The organism is Candidatus Limimorpha sp. (genome assembly GCF_056203535.1).
Genome location: NZ_JBADWU010000017.1, coordinates 1 through 15,758 on the forward strand (window position 1 = coordinate 1; position 15,758 = coordinate 15,758).

The window sequence follows — 15,758 nt, forward strand, 5'->3', positions numbered from 1 at the left end:
GATACTGTCCCAAAAAGTGTGTCTGAGCGCAGAGGCTAAAAAAAGGGATTGGCCAATCAGTCCAATCCCTTAAAAGTCTGTATCTTTAGGGTGCCCAAACTCTAAATAACAGACTTAAAATGAAGTTTACAAAGGAACAAATTTTTGAGCTATTGTGCAGGCATGCACAGAAAGAAAAAATAGCCACACAGTATCTTATGGAGAATGAGGGTACTTTTTAATAAATGATTATCCGCCAACAGGCGAAGGTTTGTAGCTCCTATGCTTGAATTCCGACCTGTATCTGACCGTTGCGATGACCAGCCTGTCAAAGGTCTTGTCGCCGAAATACTTCCTGTTGAACTTGTAGCAGAACTCGTCGAGGTATAGCTGAAGGAGTTCCATGCTCCGCAGCCAGTTTGACAAGCCGATACAAATACGAGAGTAAAAACATCGTGCATAAAAGAATACGCCCAGGCGTTGCTGTTCGGAGTAGAATTCAGCAAATTCTCATTTCTTGGTAGCCCCTACTCTTTTCGCTGGAATGCAGTCGGGGATTCTCCAGTGTGGGTCTTGAAGTATTTACGAAAGGTGAACTGTTCCGGAAAACCAAGTTCCTCTGCAATTTCTTTAATGGAAAGATCTCTTTGTAATAACAGTTGTTTCGCCTGGCTTATCGTGTAGGTCGTAATCCACTGAATCGGCGTCTGCCCAGTATATTTATGGATGAGCGCGGAGAAATGGCGGACCGTCAAGTGCGCCTCGTCAGCATACCGGGATACCGGGTATCGGTCGGCATAATGCTGGCCGAGTGACTGAATGAAGCCGATGAATACCTGCTCACCTCTTGATGGTTTCTCTTTTGTGGGACGTTTGTTTGCGGCCATCTCATACATGATCTCAAGAATGATTTGCAAGCGGAGAAGATCCATCAATCGCTTATTCATAGATTGAAACATTTCTTCTTCGGGATGGACGTCACCCCGCTCATCTATATGCCGGGTCGTTTCATGTACCCTTCTCTCCATCTCCGGACTCAAATGGATGATAGGGGCAGATGCACTCAACACCGGCATCATTCTGGGAAAGAATGGTGCTGTCTCACCGAAGATCGTGGCTATATCAACCGTTATGACGCACTCCTTGAAGTCAGGACTACATTCCACTTCCACGGTAGGAAGGGCAGGCGAAACGATTATGGCAACGCCTTTCTCAAGTTTGCATAGGTAGTTGCCGGCAATGCGGGTTGCCTGTCCGTCCAGACAAAGGGATATTCCTACTTTTTGCTCAATATTCATCGCGAAATGCCCTGTTTTTGCAGCAAAAATAGGCATAATTTTGCACCTGAAAACTAAAAAAGAATACTAATATGAAGAAGATTGTGAATAATTGGCACTGGATCTCGGTTTATCTGGCCGGGGTCGCTGCTCTGATTGCCAGCCTTGTCCAGATGGAACCTGCTACAAAACTACTGCTTGCCGCCAATTGTGTCCTATTCCTGCATTTCTTCGAGGAATTCGGTTGGCCGGGCGGATTCCCGTGGATGGGCATGAAGGTACTGATGGGTAGCAATGAGATGGACTCCTCAAAATGGAACTGTAACAACCTGAGCTCCATGTTCGGTAACTGGGGCTTCCTTCTGCTGGTGTATATCCTTCCTATCTGCCTGCCCGAGGTGCGCTTCCTTACCCTTGCAGCCATGATGTTCCTTTTTGCCGAGGTACTCATGCACTGGATGATGTTTCCCATCCGTCTTAAAACCTTCTATAACGCCGGCATGGTTACTGCAGTTGGTTGCGGAATCATCGCTTGCTGCTACTTCTTCGGTGGGGTGTTCGATGCCGATATGTTTTTCTGGTACGACTATGTCTTGGCCGTCGTCTGGTTCATAGTATGCTTTGTCTTCTGCTTCCGTTCCAAGCTCTATTGGGGGCTTGGGAAGAAACCTGGTTATGCTTTGACCGAGCAGAGTGCCTTTGGTGTAGGCTTCAAGAGCTAAATTCGAATTTATCGGCTCACCTGCCCTTCTTCATGTTCAGGCTAAGCAGGATGATAGAGATAGCGGAAGCGCGATTCGGCATCCCGATAAGAAAAAAACCTGGTGCCAAGCAGTAGGAGACCTGCACGCAAAGGACCACAGGCGTTATCAAGTCCGGTGGAATTAATAAGTGTGTTTGGAAGGTTTGGAATTGATTTTCAGCATCGAAAAAACTCCACCCTGAAATATGGGTGGAGTTTTTTTGTTGTTCTTATTGCAGTAAATGCAATGTCACAGCCATACTAAATTGTTAATTATGCAAAATTGGCATTGATTCAAATTCTTCTGTTCAGATAGTCTGAATAGTCTGTCACTTCGGGTTTGTATTCTTCTCCGAAAAGTCCGGATGAAACCATGAAGTCGGCCGAGGCACGATTGCAGGCTGTTGGAATGTCGTATAACACGCTTAGCCTCAATAACGCCTTCACATCAACATCGTGAGGCTGACTCGTCATCGGATCCCAAAAAAAGATGAGATAATCGATTTTCCCCTCCGAAATCAACGAGCCGAGCTGTTGGTCGCCACCAAGTGGACCGCTTTTCAGGCAGTGAATACCATCAAGAACAGTCGACAACAGTTTGCCCGTTGTCCCCGTTGCATAATACTCGTTCCCACGAAGTTTATCTACATGTTTCGTGACCCATTCCAATAGGTCTTTCTTTTTGGCATCGTGTGCCACTAATGCTATGGTTTTCATGATTTTAATAGGATAGAAGCAAGGACTTGCCTTGCTCCATAGTTAGTTTATTGAATTTCTTTCCCAATTTTAAAGCCTAAATTGTAAAGTCTGTCAATGTCTTCTTCGCGGATAGGAGCGCCTTTCACTTCCACGCTTTCGGCTGCGAGTTGCCAACCGCCTTCTTCAGCGTGTTTGCAGAGTGTCTTCACGCCGCCGCCGCCCCAGCTCATGCCGCCGAAAATGCCGTAGATTTTGTCTTTCGGCTTGAATTCGTTGAGCTCGTGAACGAGCAAAGTCATATTCGGAAACATGCTGCCATAATGGGCGCAAGCCCCGATGATGACACCTTTGTATTTCCAAATGTCGCTCATGATGAAGGAGACCTCGGTTTTGGCTACATCGTAAACACGAATGTTCCTGATGCCGGCTTCGGCTGCACCACGGGCAATGATGTCGGCCATGCGGGCAGTGTTGCCGTACATGGAACCGTAAACAATCACGATGCCTTCCTCGTTTTGGTGACTGCTCCATTGGATGTATTTGTCGAGAACCCATTGCAGATTGCTGCGCCAAATAAGTCCGTGGGACGGAGCTATCATCTTGATTTCCAATCCGCCGAGTTTCTGAATGGCTTTCAAGGTAGGTCCTGCCACCTTGCCGACGATGTTGGCGTAGTAGCGGCGCATGTCGTCTTCATAAAAACTGATGTCGGTTTCATCATCGAAAATGCCACCGTTCAAGGCACCGAAACCGCCGAAAGCATCGTTTGAAAAGACAATCTTTGTGCTTTGCTCGTATGTGACCATGGATTCTGGCCAATGGACCATAGGAACCATGAAGAATTGGAACGTGTGTTGGCCAATATTCAGAGTCTCGCCATCGGCAACAATGAGTTTGTTGTCAATCGGGCTGTAAAATGCCTCCAAAGGAGCGAAAGTCTTTGCGTTTCCAACAACTTGGACTTCAGGATATTCCCTGGTAATAGCCGCAATGGCTCCGCTATGGTCGGGTTCGGCATGGTTGACGATGAGATAGTCGACTTTTCGGCCATCGAGAATGAGTTTCACCTTTTTAAGATATTCGTCAAAGAAACCGGCTTCGACTGGGTCGATGAGGGCAACTTTTTCGTCAACAATCAAATAGGAATTGTATGAAACGCCATTTGGAAGTTCCATGTGGTTTTCGAAAAGTTCTGTGCGTCTGTCGTTTACGCCAACGTAAAAAATGTTTTCTGAAAGTTGAATGTGATTCATATCGCTTTTTTTCTGTTTTTATTCGAATATTTCAACGAAAACTTCCCTGCCATGCTTGCAAACTGGGCAAACGAAATCATCTGGCAGTTCGTAACCTTCGTAAATGTGACCGCAAACCTGACATTGCCAACGCCGCAACTCTTTGGCTGCATTTTCAGCCTTTGGCTGTGGTTTCGGCTTGATGTTTTGCTGGTAATAGTCGTAGGTCAGCGAAGGTTTGTCGGAAAGCACCTGAGCATCTTGAACCTCGGCGATAAACATGGTGTGCGTGCCGAAATCGATGGATTTCACCACATGGCAAGCGATGAAAGCATTGCTGTATTTCGGAATGTAAATCACATTGTTCACTGCGCGTTGTTCTTCCTGACTGTTCTCAAATTTGTTGACATTCCTGCCGGATTGGAATCCGAAATGCTCGAATACCGACATGGGCGTTTCGGTGGTTAGGCAGGAAATGTTGAACACGCACGAGTCTTTAATCAGGTCGTGGGTGTAGTTGCCTTTGTTGACTGTGACTGAAATTCTTAACGGGTCGCTCGTGAGTTGCAGCACGGTGTTGATGATGCATCCGTTGTCCTTGTTTTCGTAATTGGTGGTCAGGACATAAAGTCCGTAACTGATTTTAAAAAGTGCCTTGTTATCCATAAAATTTTGATTTTAAGAAAATTGCAGGAGCGCTTTCCAACACTCCCGCAATTTTCAATTGGTTTTACATTTCCGAGAAACTGTCTTTGCCGATTTTGCAAAGTGGGCAAGTCCAATCGTCAGGGATTTCTTCAAATGGTGTTCCTGGGGCTATGCCACTATCAGGATCGCCTACTTCTGGGTCGTAAATGTAACCGCAGACATCACAAACGTATTTCTTCATAGTGTGTTGGTTTTAAAGTTCACTATTATAACAATTCCTCTCCAAAAAGGTTCGACTAAATGGTTGAAATAATGGTTTGGCATTGTTTTTTTGCTGCTGGCTATTGGCTTTTAGCCTTTGGCGCAACTCGTCATCAAACTAATGGATGAACTATGTTAATGAACCAATCATGCCAGTAGCCAATAGCCAAAAGCCAGTATCCCAAGTGATTATCAAATGATTAGTAATTTTCTGCCTTGATTTGGAAATAGGACTGTGGGTGGTTGCAGACTGGGCAAACTTGTGGAGCCTTTTTGCCAATCACAATGTGACCGCAGTTGGCGCACTGCCAAACCATATCGCCTTCGCGTGAGAAAACAATGCCGTCTTCGATGTTCTGAAGGAGTTTGCGGTAACGGGCTTCGTGTTCCTTTTCGATTTTGGCGACCATTTCGAACAGCACGGCAATCTTCGTGAAACCTTCTTCGCGGGCTTCTTTTGCGAAAGTGTCGTACATATCGGTCCATTCGTAGTTTTCGCCGTCGGCGGCATCCTTGAGGTTGGTCATGGTGTCGGCAACTTCGCCATCGTGTAGGAGTTTGTACCAAATCTTGGCGTGTTCCTTTTCGTTGTTGGCAGTCTCTTCAAAGATGTCGGCAATCTGGTTGTAACCTTCCTTGCGTGCTTTTGAAGCAAAGTAAGTGTACTTGTTGCGAGCTTGTGATTCTCCTGCAAATGCAGCCTGCAGGTTGGCTTCTGTTTTTGAACCTTTTAATTCCATGATGATTGTTGTTTATTTGATTTGTGTTAATTTGTTTGTCCGTGTTAAATCTTTGAATTTTAAATCATTAAATATTTAAATTTCTTTCTTTCTGCACTTTTCGCAAATTCCGTAATAAAAGACTTTCATTCCATTGATTTCAAAACCATCAAGTTGCGGCACTTCGGTTTTCGGCATTGGAATGTCGTAAATCTCTCCGCATTGCGAACATTGGAAATGCGCATGGGACTTTACGTTGCCATCGTAATGGGCTGTGTTGTCGTCCGTTGTGAATGAATCGATAAGACCATGTTCGAGAAATAAAGTGAGCGTGTTGTAAATGGTAGTCTTTGAAAGTGTCGGAATGGACGGCGAAAGGTCTTTGAAAATTTCGTCGACGGTGGGATGGGTGAAATGTGTCATCAGGTAATCGTAAATGGCAACCCTTTGCACCGAAGGGCTGATGCCTTTTGCTCTTAATATTTCGGCGGAATTTGTGTTCATATAAAAATTGTAATCGTTACAAAATTAAATTCGGTGCAAAGATACGGCTTTTTTGAAATCTTCAAAAGAATAATGGCTGTTTTTTCGTCTTCTTTTCCTAAATTTGCATATTTTTGAAATGAATTGAGAAATACGTTTTACACCTTATATATATGGACGAGGAAAAGGATAAAAAAGAAAAGAAAGAGAAACCTGAACAACGACCGGGTTACATTCCCCCGAAGCATCTTAAAAACTTCGTAGCCATTGATTTTGAGGCTGCTAACGGCGAAGTGACGAGTGCTTGCAGTGTCGGCATCGTCATTGTGAAACGCGGAAAGATAGTGGATGAGTTTTACAGCCTGATAAAACCGGTGCCGAATCACTATGATTACTGGACGACGAAAGTGCATGGAATTTCATATAAGGACACGAATAATGCCGATTTTTTCCCTGAAGTTTGGCATAAAGTGGAAAGAAAGGTGAGAGGCATGTCGTTTGTGGCGCATGGCAAGTCGTTTGACGAGCGTTGCCTGCGTGCTTTGCATAATTATTATCATATCGAATATCCGGAATATCCGTTTTATTGCACGCATTTAGGTTCGGAGAAATTGGTCCCTGAATTAGAAAACCATAAGTTACAGACTGTTGCAAAGCATTTTGGCTACGATTTGGAGCAGCATCACAACGCTTTGGCCGATGCCGAGGCCTGTGCCGTGATTGCGATGAACATATTTTAGTTCTTAATTAAAGGATGAGTTGTTTGGGATTTGCCTACGGCAGGAAATCGTATGAAACTCATTGTGAAAGTTTTACGGGTGGACTGTTTGGAATAAATATTGATTTTGAAGGGTTTTTACTTTTGATTTTTGAATGATTTCTTCGGCGTAGCCGATTACTGATATTATTTAAATAAAAAATCAAGATTTTTTCAAATCAGATAAGGTTATTTATTATTTTTGACGATTATTAACTAACATAGACTGTCATGTTTGAAATACTTAGAAAAGAAACTTTTGCGGCTGAGACTTACCTCATGGAAGTCATGGCTCCGCGCATAGCTCATTCAGCGTTGCCAGGTCAGTTCCTGATTGTGAAAATGAAACAGAATTCGGAACGTATTCCGTTGACTATCAGCGATTATAACCGTGAAGAAGGCACGATAACCATCGTCTACAAAGCCATTGGCGATTCCACGCGTAAGATGGCTGAATATCAAGTCGGCGACCATTTTGAAGATGTGGTAGGGCCGCTTGGCAAACCATCTGAATTTGCCTCGATGACGGCAGAAGAATTGCGCAAGCGTTCATTTGTCTTTATTGGCGGCGGTGTCGGCATTGCCCCGATTTATCCTCAGGTGAAATGGCTTTACGAACACGGTGCCATGGCCGATTGCATTATCGGTGCCCGCACGAAAGACCTTTTGATATTTGAGAAGGAATTGCAAAGCGTTTGCAATTTGTATGTTACTTCCGATGACGGCTCTACAGGTCGTAAAGGTTTGGTTACCGATGTGTTACGTCAATTGGTCGCCAGCGGAAAGCATTATGATGAAGCCGTTGCTATCGGACCGATGATCATGATGAAATTTGCCACGCGCACCTGCGAGGAATTGGGTATCCGTTGCACGGTTTCCTTGAACTCCATTATGGTTGACGGTACGGGCATGTGTGGCGCTTGCCGCGTGAGCATTGGCGGAAAGACCAAGTTCACTTGCATTGATGGCCCTGAATTTAACGGCAGTGATGTCAATTTTGATGAAGCCATGAAGCGTCAGGCCATGTATAATAATGTGCAGACACGCAAGCAGTTAGTCGATGAAGAAAAGGCTGAAGGCCATGAGTGCCATATAGGTGGCATTTGTGAAGAGAGTTTTGACAAGAAGCACAGGATTCCGGTTCCGGAACAGAAACCTGAAATCCGTGCTCATAATTTCGATGAGGTTTGTTTGGGCTATTCGGCAGACATGGCTATCATGGAGGCTCAACGTTGCTTGAACTGCAAGAATCCGCAGTGTGTGGCGCATTGCCCTGTCAATGTGAATATTCCGGGATTTATTGCCCGCATTGCAAAAGGCGATTTCGAAGGTGCTGCCGGTGTCATTAGCTGCGATTCGGCTTTGCCTGCCGTTTGCGGTCGCGTTTGTCCTCAGGAATCGCAGTGCGAAGGCAGTTGCGTGATGGGCAAGAAATTTGAGCCTATCGCCATCGGAAAATTGGAGCGTTTTGTGGGCGATTATGCCATCGAGCATGATTTGCATTTCGATAATCCAGGCATTAAGAATGGTCATAAAGTTGCCATCATTGGTAGCGGTCCTTCGGGCTTGACTTGCGCAAAGGATTTGCTGGCAATGGGTTACGATGTCACCATCTTCGAGGCATTGCACGAATTGGGCGGTGTTTTGGTCTACGGCATTCCTTCGTTCCGTCTGCCGAAAGATACGGTTGTGAAGAAGGAAGTGGAAAGCGTCCGCCGTTTGGGCGCCAAGTTTGAGAAGGATGTCATCGTTGGCCGCACTATCACGATTGACGAACTGATGAACCGCGAAGGCTTTGATGCCGTGTTTGTCGGTTCGGGTGCAGGTTTCCCGATGATGCTGAACGTGCCGGGTGAAAATCTCTGTGGCGTGGTTTCGGCCAATGAGTTCCTGACAAGAAACAATCTGCTGTTTGCTTATAAGGAAGGCTATGAAACGCCTAACTATGTCGGCAAGAAAGTCGCTGTTGTCGGTGGCGGCAATGTGGCTATGGATGCTGCCCGTACTGCTTTACGCTTGGGCGCTGAAGTGCATATTGTTTACCGTCGTTCGGAAGCCGAACTTCCGGCACGAGTCGAGGAAGTGCATCACGCCAAGGAAGAAGGCGTTCAGTTCGATTTGCTGACGGCTCCTGTTGAGGTGTTGGGCGATGAAAATGGCTGGGTGAAAGGCTTCAAGTGCGTGAAATGCGAATTGGGCGAACCTGACGCTTCAGGTCGCCGTAGCCCTGTCCCGGTTGCCGGTTCGGAGTTCGTCCTCGATGTCGATATGATTATCATGGCATTGGGCACTTCACCTAACCCGTTGATTGGCAGCACGACCCGTAATCTCGAACTGAACCGCAAGGGTTGCATCGTGGCCGACGAAATGGGCGCAACATCGCGTCCGGGCATCTTCGCTGGCGGCGATGCCGTCAGCGGTGCAGCTACGGTTATCTTGGCAATGGGTGCTGGTAAGAAAGCAGCCAAGGCCATTGATGAATACATTAAGGGCTTGCCGAAGAAATAATAGAATCTAAATTAATATTAACCATTCAGAAGCTGTTTTGAGTCTGTTTCCGCTTGTTTGGGGATGCTCGGAACAGCTTCTTTATAAAATTAGTAACTATGAAGAAGTTTTTTAAAGTATTGCTGATTGTGTTAATCGCCTTTGTTTTAGGCTTTTGCATCATCGTTCCCTGCGTGTGGATGGGAGAAATAAAGACCATCTCGTCATTGGAACAAGTCGACCCTGAAAATGAATATCTTTATTGTATGGAATACAAGGCCGATTATGATTTGGACGACCTGATTGCTGCCAATATCGATAAGAATGATGTCTTGAAGGACTATGTTATCAATAGGGTCGCCAAAGGTCTGCCTATCAATATTGGTGGTGACGAAGAAATGGAAAACAAGAGCATTGGCTGCACCAGTTTTCAGGTGAAGAATGCCGAAGGCGAAGGTTTCCTTTATGGCAGAAATTACGATTTCTACAAGAATCCGTCGTTGGTCACGATTTCGCATCCTAAGAACGGCTATGCTTCGATAGGTGTCAGCGACATGTCGCATTTCGGCTATGGCATTGATAATCTGCCAAATTCGTTTACTAAAAAACTGTTGTGCTTGGCTTCAATTTATGCACCCGTTGACGGTGTCAACGAGAAGGGGCTTTGCACTTCCATCATGGCGCTTCCAAATCAGATGTCGCAGCAGAACACAGGTAAGAATGTAGTCGGCACTTCAGTCATCATGCGTCTTTTCCTCGACCGTTGCGCTACGGTTCAGGAAGCACTTGACTTGCTTTCGACGGTTGACGTGCGTCACGATATTGATGGCGGCTATGGCTATCATTATATGGTGGCCGATGCCAACGGCGACTGTGCCATCATCGAGTTCGACAAGAACGATGAATGGAAGACCATGATTATCCGTAAGGATGCCGATACCACTTGTATGCATATCACAAATCACTTGCTTTCAGAGAAATATCTCACCAACATTCCTAATGACTCGGTTGGCAACGTACAGAGCCTAAGTTGGTGGAGGTACGACACGGTGGCCGATTACCTCACGCAACGAAACGGCACCTTGACCTTGAAAGAAGCCCAGGATTGCCTCTCAATGGTGATGTGGAGAGATATGGTCTGGGATGATGGCACTTTTGAAGATACCCAATACAGCAATGTCTACAACCAGACTACGAAAACACTGTATCTGCGCAGCTGGTTCGACAAGTATGAGAAGACTTATACTTTCGAATTGGATTAACTATGCGGAAAAACTATTGAAGATAAGGCTGGCCATATTTGGTCAGCCTTATTTGCATGGTGCTATTCCTTTATCTCCACATAGAAAACCGTCGGGTCGTCATCTTCTTCGAAACTTTCGTCGGTGTAGTATTGACCTGGCTTGTCGTCGTCTTGGAAAAGAATCAAGGTCACTTTTTTGAATGGAATCGGCTGGCCGTTGTTGCTGTATTTTACGATGTCTTCTTCGGTCAGGCCTTCCATTCTCATCATTTTCAGCATCATGGCGAGGTCTAAGTTTACGTTGAGCAATTCCTTCTTCCATTCAATGCTGATGACGGCTGTGGTGTACAAATGAAAGTTTTTTACTTCTATCTTTTTCATTTTCAATAATTTATATTCTATTATCCGTTGGTTTGATGTTTCAAAGATGCGAAAAAAAATGAAAAGATGAATAATTTGCACAAGATTTGTGTTGGATTTCTTGTTTTTTTATAATTTTGTCCAACTTTAAAAGAAAAATAAAATGCATAAAAGTTTAATGTTTTTGGCGGTTGCCATGATGTTTTCGGTGGCAATGAGTGCGCAAAATGCAGAAACAGTGAGTGTTGCCGGTGCTCAAAACGGCAAGTTCTCGGCAGTGGGAAACGACTGCACTATTCAAGGTCAAGTGATGAATGGGCAGAAAGATGGCACTTGGATTGAGTATTTCACGGGCGACAGCTTCTTGCCAAAACGCGTCATTACTTATCAAAATGGAAAGAAAAACGGTATTTATATCGAAATCGACAAGACAGGTTCCATTACGAAACAGGCTGAATATAAGGATGATCAGCTGAATGGTCAGGTCAGTTCGTGGTTCCGTGGCGGTCGTCTTTCAAAGATGAACACATATAATATGGGCATCATGGAGGGGCGTCAGATTATGTGCTACGAAAAGGGTGGCGTTCAGGAAGAAAGCTTTTACCTGAAAGGTCAGCGCAATGGCGTTTGCACTTGGTATGACGAAAACGGCAACAAGATGATGACCATCGAATACAAGTCAGGCTCATTTGAAGGCAAGCAGGAAACTTTCTATTCCAACGGACAGCTGAAGTCGTCGAAGAATTACAAGGATAACAAGCAGGACGGCGAAGCCAAGGAATACTACGACAATGGTTCCTTGAAATCGGAATCGACTTTCAAGCAAGGTCAGCAGTCAGGGAAGACCAAGACTTACGAAAAGACCAATGCCCCGGCAAAAGCTACAGATAGCGCAAAAGGTAAGAAAAACTAAGGATATATAATTCGATAACCAAAAGCGAGGGGCGGTTTGAAACGGCTCCTCGCTTTTTAATTTACTGCGATATGGACGAAATTTACGAATTTTATAACAATGGTGCCGAAATAGGTCGGTTGGAACGTGGCCTTGGCAAAGTTGAGTTTTATAGGACTAAGGAAATCCTTCTGAATTATATCGAAGGGAAGAAAACAATCTATGATATTGGCGGTGGCATTGGCATGTATGCAGCCTGGCTTGCCAAAATGGGACATGATGTGCATTTGGTGGAATTGGCCGAAAATGCAGTTGCTTACGCTAAGGAAAACATGATGAAAGACTGCCATTTTGAAGCGGAAGCCGGCGATGCAAAGTTGTTGAATTTGCCGAGTGAAAGTGCCGATGTGGTGCTTTTGATGGGGCCTTTGTATCATTTGTGTGAAAAGGAAGACCGATTGTTGGCATTAAGAGAATCGTTTCGCGTGTTGAAAGAAGGTGGCTTACTCGTGGCGGCTGGCATTTCAAAGTACAGTTCTGCGACATGGGCTTTGTCGGTTTACGGCGAAAAAAATGATTTCATTGATGATTCGGTTTTCTTCGATATGTTGAAAGGTGAAATTATGACGGGCTGCCATAATCGCCCGAAGGAATATCCTCGATTGATTGCTAAGTCTTATTTTACAACCGCTTCGGAGATGCATGGTGAGATTTCGGAAGCGGGTTTTGATGTGCTGAAGACTCATGCCGTTGAAGGTTGTGCCTGGCTGACGCCTCATTTGGATGAGAAATGGGCAGACGAGGCTTGCCGGAACAATCTGATGAATTTGGTCAGAATGACGGAGTCGGATGAGGAAATGATGGGTATTAGTCCGCATTTTCTGGTTGTGGCAAGAAAGATGGAATGAAAGTCTTGGGTCATAATCCCAAAGCCTCTTTGCCGGGATACATGAACTTGGATTTTGCTAACTCTTTCGGATAAACAAAATAGGTGGCGATGCCTTCGGCGCAAAGCAAATCGGTTCCGTCAAACAATTGTGTTTCAAAGGCGTAGAGATGCTTCCCAACTTGTCCTTTCAGCTTCGCCGTGACAGTGATCTGCCCATGACTGATGTGAATCGGCTTTAGATATTTGACATTCAATTCGGAGGTTACGCCGCTGCTGTCGAGCAAGGCCTGAACCGCCCAAAATGCGACTTCGTCCAACAAAGTGGCGGCAATGCCACCATGAAGGAAATCACCAAAACCTTGATAGTCAGTCGTGGGCATCCATCGGGCTGTGACTTTATCCTCATCTTTTTCAAAGTCAAGTTTCAAACCGATTGGGTTTCTGGCGGCGCATCCGAAGCAATTGTGCTCGGGAATGGCGTTATAGGGATTGCGTATTTTCATTCTGATTCACTATTTGCTGCAAAAGTAAGAAACTGTTTTGATTTCATTGGAAATAATTACAGGATTCGGCTATGCCGAAGAAATAAATGAAAAATCTTTGTTTAAAATCATTCAAAAATCTATGTCGGCTTCCACAAACTTATCAAGTCCGTAAACAATGATTTTTGATAGATTTATTGATTTGATTTTCATTGGATTTAGCTACGCTGAAATGAATATTCACCGATACGCAGTGAGGTAATGCAAAGCATTTCTTGCCGTTAGGCAATCCCAAAAAACAAAATTCAAGATGGATTTTAAGCGTTTTTTCCTAATTTTGCACCCATGATGGTAAGAATGAAAACCTTATTGATTTGGCTGGGCGTTTTGTTCCCAAGTTTGCTTTGGGCGCAGGATACCATTATGCTTAATCAGGTTGAAATTCAAGGCAAGGGAGTGGGGGAGAGTGTGGCAAAACCATTGGTTGCGCGTAAATTAGATACGCTTGTCCTTGAGTCGAAAAGCACTTCCAATCTCTCGCAATTGCTGATTCAGCATAGTCCGGTTTTCATCAAGACGTATGGACCTGGCGGCACTTCTACGGCTTCGTTCCGTGGCACGACGGCAAGCCATACTTTGGTGTTGTGGAATGGTTTTCAGTTGAATGCGCCCAATTTGGGGCAGGTCGATTTCAGCACCATTCCTGTCTTTCTAGCCGATGATGTCAATCTGAACTGGGGCAGCGGCACATCGAACAACAGCGGTGGATTGGGCGGATCGGTCAATATCGACAACACGACGGTTTTTGGCGAAGGCCTGATTCTGGATTTGAAACAGACCTACGGCAGTTTCAACACCTTGGGCAGTTTCGTGACGTTCGGCAATCGCGGGAAGAAGTTCTCTTTCCGTGTGAAAGCCTATCGTAATTCATCTGACAATGACTTTGAATATGAGAATCTTGCCACCATTCCGCATCAGAGAATGAAGCAACAAAACGCTGATTTCGTTGATTATGGCATCATGCCGGAAATCAGTCTGCTTTTCAGGAATTGTGTGCTTTCGGCCTCGTCGTGGAACCAATGGAACAATAGGAACTTGCCGCAAATCATGCCGAATGTGGGCAATAAAAATACGGAAGAGTGGACGAAAGACAATTTCTCGAGGAATTACATTTCGTTTAAGACGTATTGGAAATCAGGAAGTTTGCAGTTGAAGTCGGCGGCTTTTTTTGAGAAACAGAGTTATTTCTTGGAAACGCGAAATCCGGTGACAGATGATGTGATTACCTCTATCAATTCACAAAACGATGCCGTGATTTTGCATCAGATTGCCAATGTGGAGCAGCAACTTTACAAGTCGTGGCAGCTGAATGCCAAACTGCAATGGGACAGGGAGAATGTGAAGTCGAACAATTACGAAGGGTCGAAAAAACGCGACATTGTGTCGGCATACGCTGCCGTTGATGGTTCGCCTTTTGCCTTCGCAAATCTGAAACTTACGGCACGTTACGACATCGTCGATGGCAAGTCAATGGGCATTTTTCCGACAGCGACTTTTTCATATCAAATGCCTTTCCTGAAATCGTTGACGACCACTTTGGGCTATAGCCACAATTACCGCAATCCGAGTTTGAACGACTTGTATTGGTATCCGGGCGGCAATGAAAACCTTCTGGCGGAAAACGGTCGAACTTTGGATTTTGCCTTGAAATACGCCTTGAAAAAGGAACGTTTTTCAGCTGAAGTCCGTTCTGGCGTGTATGCCTCGAAGGTGAAGAACTGGATTCAGTGGGTGCCGACGGAATACCGCTATTGGGTGCCTGAAAATGTGGCTTTGGTTTTTGCGCGAGGCGTTGAAAATCATCTTAGTATAGCCTATAACTATAAGGATTGGAAATTTGCCGTTTTGGGCAATTATGTCTTTACCGCCACCACCGATGAAAGCGATTTGGCGGCTGAAAACGGCAACAAGGGCAAGCAGTTGATTTACATTCCGCGCCATCATGCCAACCTTTTTGCCGATGTGCATTGGAAGCAATGGAATCTGAATTATACGCTCGAAATGACGGGCGTGCGGAACACATCCTACGCGACAGGCTCGTATTTCAGTTACGATTTGCCGGCCTACGTCTTGCACCATATCGCTTTGGGACGGCAGCTTGGAAAATTCAAACTCGAGTTGCGTTGCAACAACCTCACCGACAAGGCCTATCAGAATGTGCTTTGGCGTGCCATGCCTGGTCGAAGTTGGGAGATTATGGCTGGGTGGAAGTTTTGATGATGGTGAAATTCTGATTCTGGGTGAATGAAATGAAAAAATTCACTCGTTTTCATCTTCAAAATTGTATTCGGCTTTGCTTTGTGTTATGATTTCATCCATGATGTCGTTTAGATAACCTTGTTTTGTGGCTTCGTTAAAGCGTTCGGATAGAATTGGAATATTGATGATTTCCTCAATGCAATTCATATAGTATTTTGTAACACTTAAAAGTTCAATATAGGGTAGAGATGTTTCAGTTTGATTCGGGCATCGACAGTCTTAAACTGCCAATTGACGCTCTTTTGAGTGGCGTTCCTCTCGGTATTCCAAGAAGCAATCTCTTCATTCA

General features: G+C 45.0%; 17 protein-coding genes and 2 pseudogenes. 7 read left to right on the top strand and 12 right to left on the bottom strand.

Annotation, left to right across the window (positions count from 1 at the left end):
* Positions 1-228: 228 nt before the first annotated feature.
* Positions 229-381, bottom strand: a pseudogene (locus AC06MN_RS01825) (IS1595 family transposase); the annotation flags it as partial.
* A gap of 125 nt (positions 382-506) precedes the next feature.
* A complete protein-coding gene (locus AC06MN_RS01830; protein ID WP_475670644.1) occupies positions 507-1,313 on the bottom strand; it encodes a helix-turn-helix domain-containing protein in 807 nt (268 codons plus the stop codon).
* Positions 1,314-1,348: 35 nt separating this feature from the next.
* Here AC06MN_RS01830 and AC06MN_RS01835 point away from each other — a divergent pair, with 35 nt between their 5' ends.
* Complete coding sequence (locus AC06MN_RS01835; protein WP_475670645.1) at positions 1,349-1,978, top strand: HXXEE domain-containing protein; 630 nt, start codon at positions 1,349-1,351, stop codon at positions 1,976-1,978.
* Positions 1,979-2,292: 314 nt separating this feature from the next.
* Here the strand turns inward: AC06MN_RS01835 and AC06MN_RS01840 are convergent, their stop codons facing one another.
* The 6 genes from AC06MN_RS01840 to AC06MN_RS01865 all read right to left on the bottom strand — a co-directional run bounded on the left by AC06MN_RS01840 (position 2,293) and on the right by AC06MN_RS01865 (position 6,061).
* Positions 2,293-2,715 carry a methylglyoxal synthase gene (locus AC06MN_RS01840; protein ID WP_475670646.1) on the bottom strand — a complete coding sequence of 141 codons (423 nt, stop codon included), beginning with the start codon at positions 2,713-2,715 and terminating at the stop codon, positions 2,293-2,295.
* Positions 2,716-2,762: 47 nt separating this feature from the next.
* Positions 2,763-3,950, bottom strand: a complete 1,188-nt coding sequence (locus tag AC06MN_RS01845) for an FprA family A-type flavoprotein (RefSeq protein WP_475670647.1) — start codon at positions 3,948-3,950, stop codon at positions 2,763-2,765.
* Between the two features lie 18 nt (positions 3,951-3,968).
* Positions 3,969-4,595 carry a flavin reductase family protein gene (locus AC06MN_RS01850; RefSeq protein ID WP_475670648.1) on the bottom strand — a complete coding sequence of 209 codons (627 nt, stop codon included), beginning with the start codon at positions 4,593-4,595 and terminating at the stop codon, positions 3,969-3,971.
* Positions 4,596-4,659: 64 nt separating this feature from the next.
* Complete coding sequence (rd, locus tag AC06MN_RS01855) at positions 4,660-4,818, bottom strand: rubredoxin (RefSeq protein ID WP_475670649.1); 159 nt, start codon at positions 4,816-4,818, stop codon at positions 4,660-4,662.
* Positions 4,819-5,038: 220 nt separating this feature from the next.
* Entirely contained in the window at positions 5,039-5,581 is a 543-nt protein-coding gene (gene rbr, locus AC06MN_RS01860) for a rubrerythrin (RefSeq protein ID WP_475670660.1), read from the bottom strand.
* 72 nt (positions 5,582-5,653) lie between these two features.
* Positions 5,654-6,061, bottom strand: a complete 408-nt coding sequence (locus tag AC06MN_RS01865; RefSeq protein WP_475670650.1) for a Fur family transcriptional regulator — start codon at positions 6,059-6,061, stop codon at positions 5,654-5,656.
* Between the two features lie 152 nt (positions 6,062-6,213).
* Between AC06MN_RS01865 and AC06MN_RS01870 the strand changes: the two genes are divergently transcribed.
* The 3 genes from AC06MN_RS01870 (at position 6,214) to AC06MN_RS01880 (ending at position 10,546) form a co-directional block, all read left to right on the top strand.
* Positions 6,214-6,780, top strand: coding sequence for a 3'-5' exonuclease (locus AC06MN_RS01870; protein WP_475670651.1), 567 nt, complete (start codon positions 6,214-6,216; stop codon positions 6,778-6,780).
* A 248-nt stretch (positions 6,781-7,028) separates the two neighbouring features.
* Positions 7,029-9,305 (top strand): bifunctional dihydroorotate dehydrogenase B NAD binding subunit/NADPH-dependent glutamate synthase, encoded by a 2,277-nt coding sequence (locus AC06MN_RS01875; RefSeq protein WP_475670652.1) that lies wholly within the window; start codon positions 7,029-7,031, stop codon positions 9,303-9,305.
* Positions 9,306-9,403: 98 nt separating this feature from the next.
* Positions 9,404-10,546 carry a carcinine hydrolase/isopenicillin-N N-acyltransferase family protein gene (locus AC06MN_RS01880; protein WP_475670653.1) on the top strand — a complete coding sequence of 381 codons (1,143 nt, stop codon included), beginning with the start codon at positions 9,404-9,406 and terminating at the stop codon, positions 10,544-10,546.
* 62 nt (positions 10,547-10,608) lie between these two features.
* Here the strand turns inward: AC06MN_RS01880 and AC06MN_RS01885 are convergent, their stop codons facing one another.
* Entirely contained in the window at positions 10,609-10,908 is a 300-nt protein-coding gene (locus tag AC06MN_RS01885; RefSeq protein ID WP_475670654.1) for a hypothetical protein, read from the bottom strand.
* Positions 10,909-11,050: 142 nt separating this feature from the next.
* Between AC06MN_RS01885 and AC06MN_RS01890 the strand changes: the two genes are divergently transcribed.
* Together AC06MN_RS01890 and AC06MN_RS01895 are read left to right on the top strand one after the other, a co-directional pair.
* The gene (locus AC06MN_RS01890) at positions 11,051-11,800 is read left to right on the top strand and encodes a toxin-antitoxin system YwqK family antitoxin (RefSeq protein WP_475670655.1); all 750 of its coding nucleotides are present in this window, start codon (positions 11,051-11,053) and stop codon (positions 11,798-11,800) included.
* Between the two features lie 71 nt (positions 11,801-11,871).
* Positions 11,872-12,687 carry a class I SAM-dependent methyltransferase gene (locus AC06MN_RS01895; protein ID WP_475670656.1) on the top strand — a complete coding sequence of 272 codons (816 nt, stop codon included), beginning with the start codon at positions 11,872-11,874 and terminating at the stop codon, positions 12,685-12,687.
* Between the two features lie 10 nt (positions 12,688-12,697).
* Here the strand turns inward: AC06MN_RS01895 and AC06MN_RS01900 are convergent, their stop codons facing one another.
* Positions 12,698-13,171 carry a PaaI family thioesterase gene (locus AC06MN_RS01900; RefSeq protein WP_475670657.1) on the bottom strand — a complete coding sequence of 158 codons (474 nt, stop codon included), beginning with the start codon at positions 13,169-13,171 and terminating at the stop codon, positions 12,698-12,700.
* A 324-nt stretch (positions 13,172-13,495) separates the two neighbouring features.
* Between AC06MN_RS01900 and AC06MN_RS01905 the strand changes: the two genes are divergently transcribed.
* Positions 13,496-15,427, top strand: coding sequence for a TonB-dependent receptor (locus AC06MN_RS01905; RefSeq protein WP_475670658.1), 1,932 nt, complete (start codon positions 13,496-13,498; stop codon positions 15,425-15,427).
* 42 nt (positions 15,428-15,469) lie between these two features.
* Here AC06MN_RS01905 and AC06MN_RS01910 read toward each other — a convergent pair whose 3' ends face one another.
* Together AC06MN_RS01910 and AC06MN_RS01915 are read right to left on the bottom strand one after the other, a co-directional pair.
* Positions 15,470-15,616 carry a hypothetical protein gene (locus AC06MN_RS01910; protein WP_475670659.1) on the bottom strand — a complete coding sequence of 49 codons (147 nt, stop codon included), beginning with the start codon at positions 15,614-15,616 and terminating at the stop codon, positions 15,470-15,472.
* A 17-nt stretch (positions 15,617-15,633) separates the two neighbouring features.
* Positions 15,634-15,758: pseudogene (locus AC06MN_RS01915) on the bottom strand (IS630 family transposase); the annotation flags it as partial.

Coding starts and splice junctions, on each gene's coding strand:
- AC06MN_RS01830 (WP_475670644.1), bottom strand. CDS start 1,313: ATGCCTATTTTTGCTGCAAAAACAGGGCATTTCGCGATGAATATTGAG.
- AC06MN_RS01835 (WP_475670645.1), top strand. CDS start 1,349: ATGAAGAAGATTGTGAATAATTGGCACTGGATCTCGGTTTATCTGGCC.
- AC06MN_RS01840 (WP_475670646.1), bottom strand. CDS start 2,715: ATGAAAACCATAGCATTAGTGGCACACGATGCCAAAAAGAAAGACCTA.
- AC06MN_RS01845 (WP_475670647.1), bottom strand. CDS start 3,950: ATGAATCACATTCAACTTTCAGAAAACATTTTTTACGTTGGCGTAAAC.
- AC06MN_RS01850 (WP_475670648.1), bottom strand. CDS start 4,595: ATGGATAACAAGGCACTTTTTAAAATCAGTTACGGACTTTATGTCCTG.
- rd (WP_475670649.1), bottom strand. CDS start 4,818: ATGAAGAAATACGTTTGTGATGTCTGCGGTTACATTTACGACCCAGAA.
- AC06MN_RS01865 (WP_475670650.1), bottom strand. CDS start 6,061: ATGAACACAAATTCCGCCGAAATATTAAGAGCAAAAGGCATCAGCCCT.
- AC06MN_RS01870 (WP_475670651.1), top strand. CDS start 6,214: ATGGACGAGGAAAAGGATAAAAAAGAAAAGAAAGAGAAACCTGAACAA.
- AC06MN_RS01875 (WP_475670652.1), top strand. CDS start 7,029: ATGTTTGAAATACTTAGAAAAGAAACTTTTGCGGCTGAGACTTACCTC.
- AC06MN_RS01880 (WP_475670653.1), top strand. CDS start 9,404: ATGAAGAAGTTTTTTAAAGTATTGCTGATTGTGTTAATCGCCTTTGTT.
- AC06MN_RS01885 (WP_475670654.1), bottom strand. CDS start 10,908: ATGAAAAAGATAGAAGTAAAAAACTTTCATTTGTACACCACAGCCGTC.
- AC06MN_RS01890 (WP_475670655.1), top strand. CDS start 11,051: ATGCATAAAAGTTTAATGTTTTTGGCGGTTGCCATGATGTTTTCGGTG.
- AC06MN_RS01895 (WP_475670656.1), top strand. CDS start 11,872: ATGGACGAAATTTACGAATTTTATAACAATGGTGCCGAAATAGGTCGG.
- AC06MN_RS01900 (WP_475670657.1), bottom strand. CDS start 13,171: ATGAAAATACGCAATCCCTATAACGCCATTCCCGAGCACAATTGCTTC.
- AC06MN_RS01905 (WP_475670658.1), top strand. CDS start 13,496: ATGATGGTAAGAATGAAAACCTTATTGATTTGGCTGGGCGTTTTGTTC.
- AC06MN_RS01910 (WP_475670659.1), bottom strand. CDS start 15,616: ATGAATTGCATTGAGGAAATCATCAATATTCCAATTCTATCCGAACGC.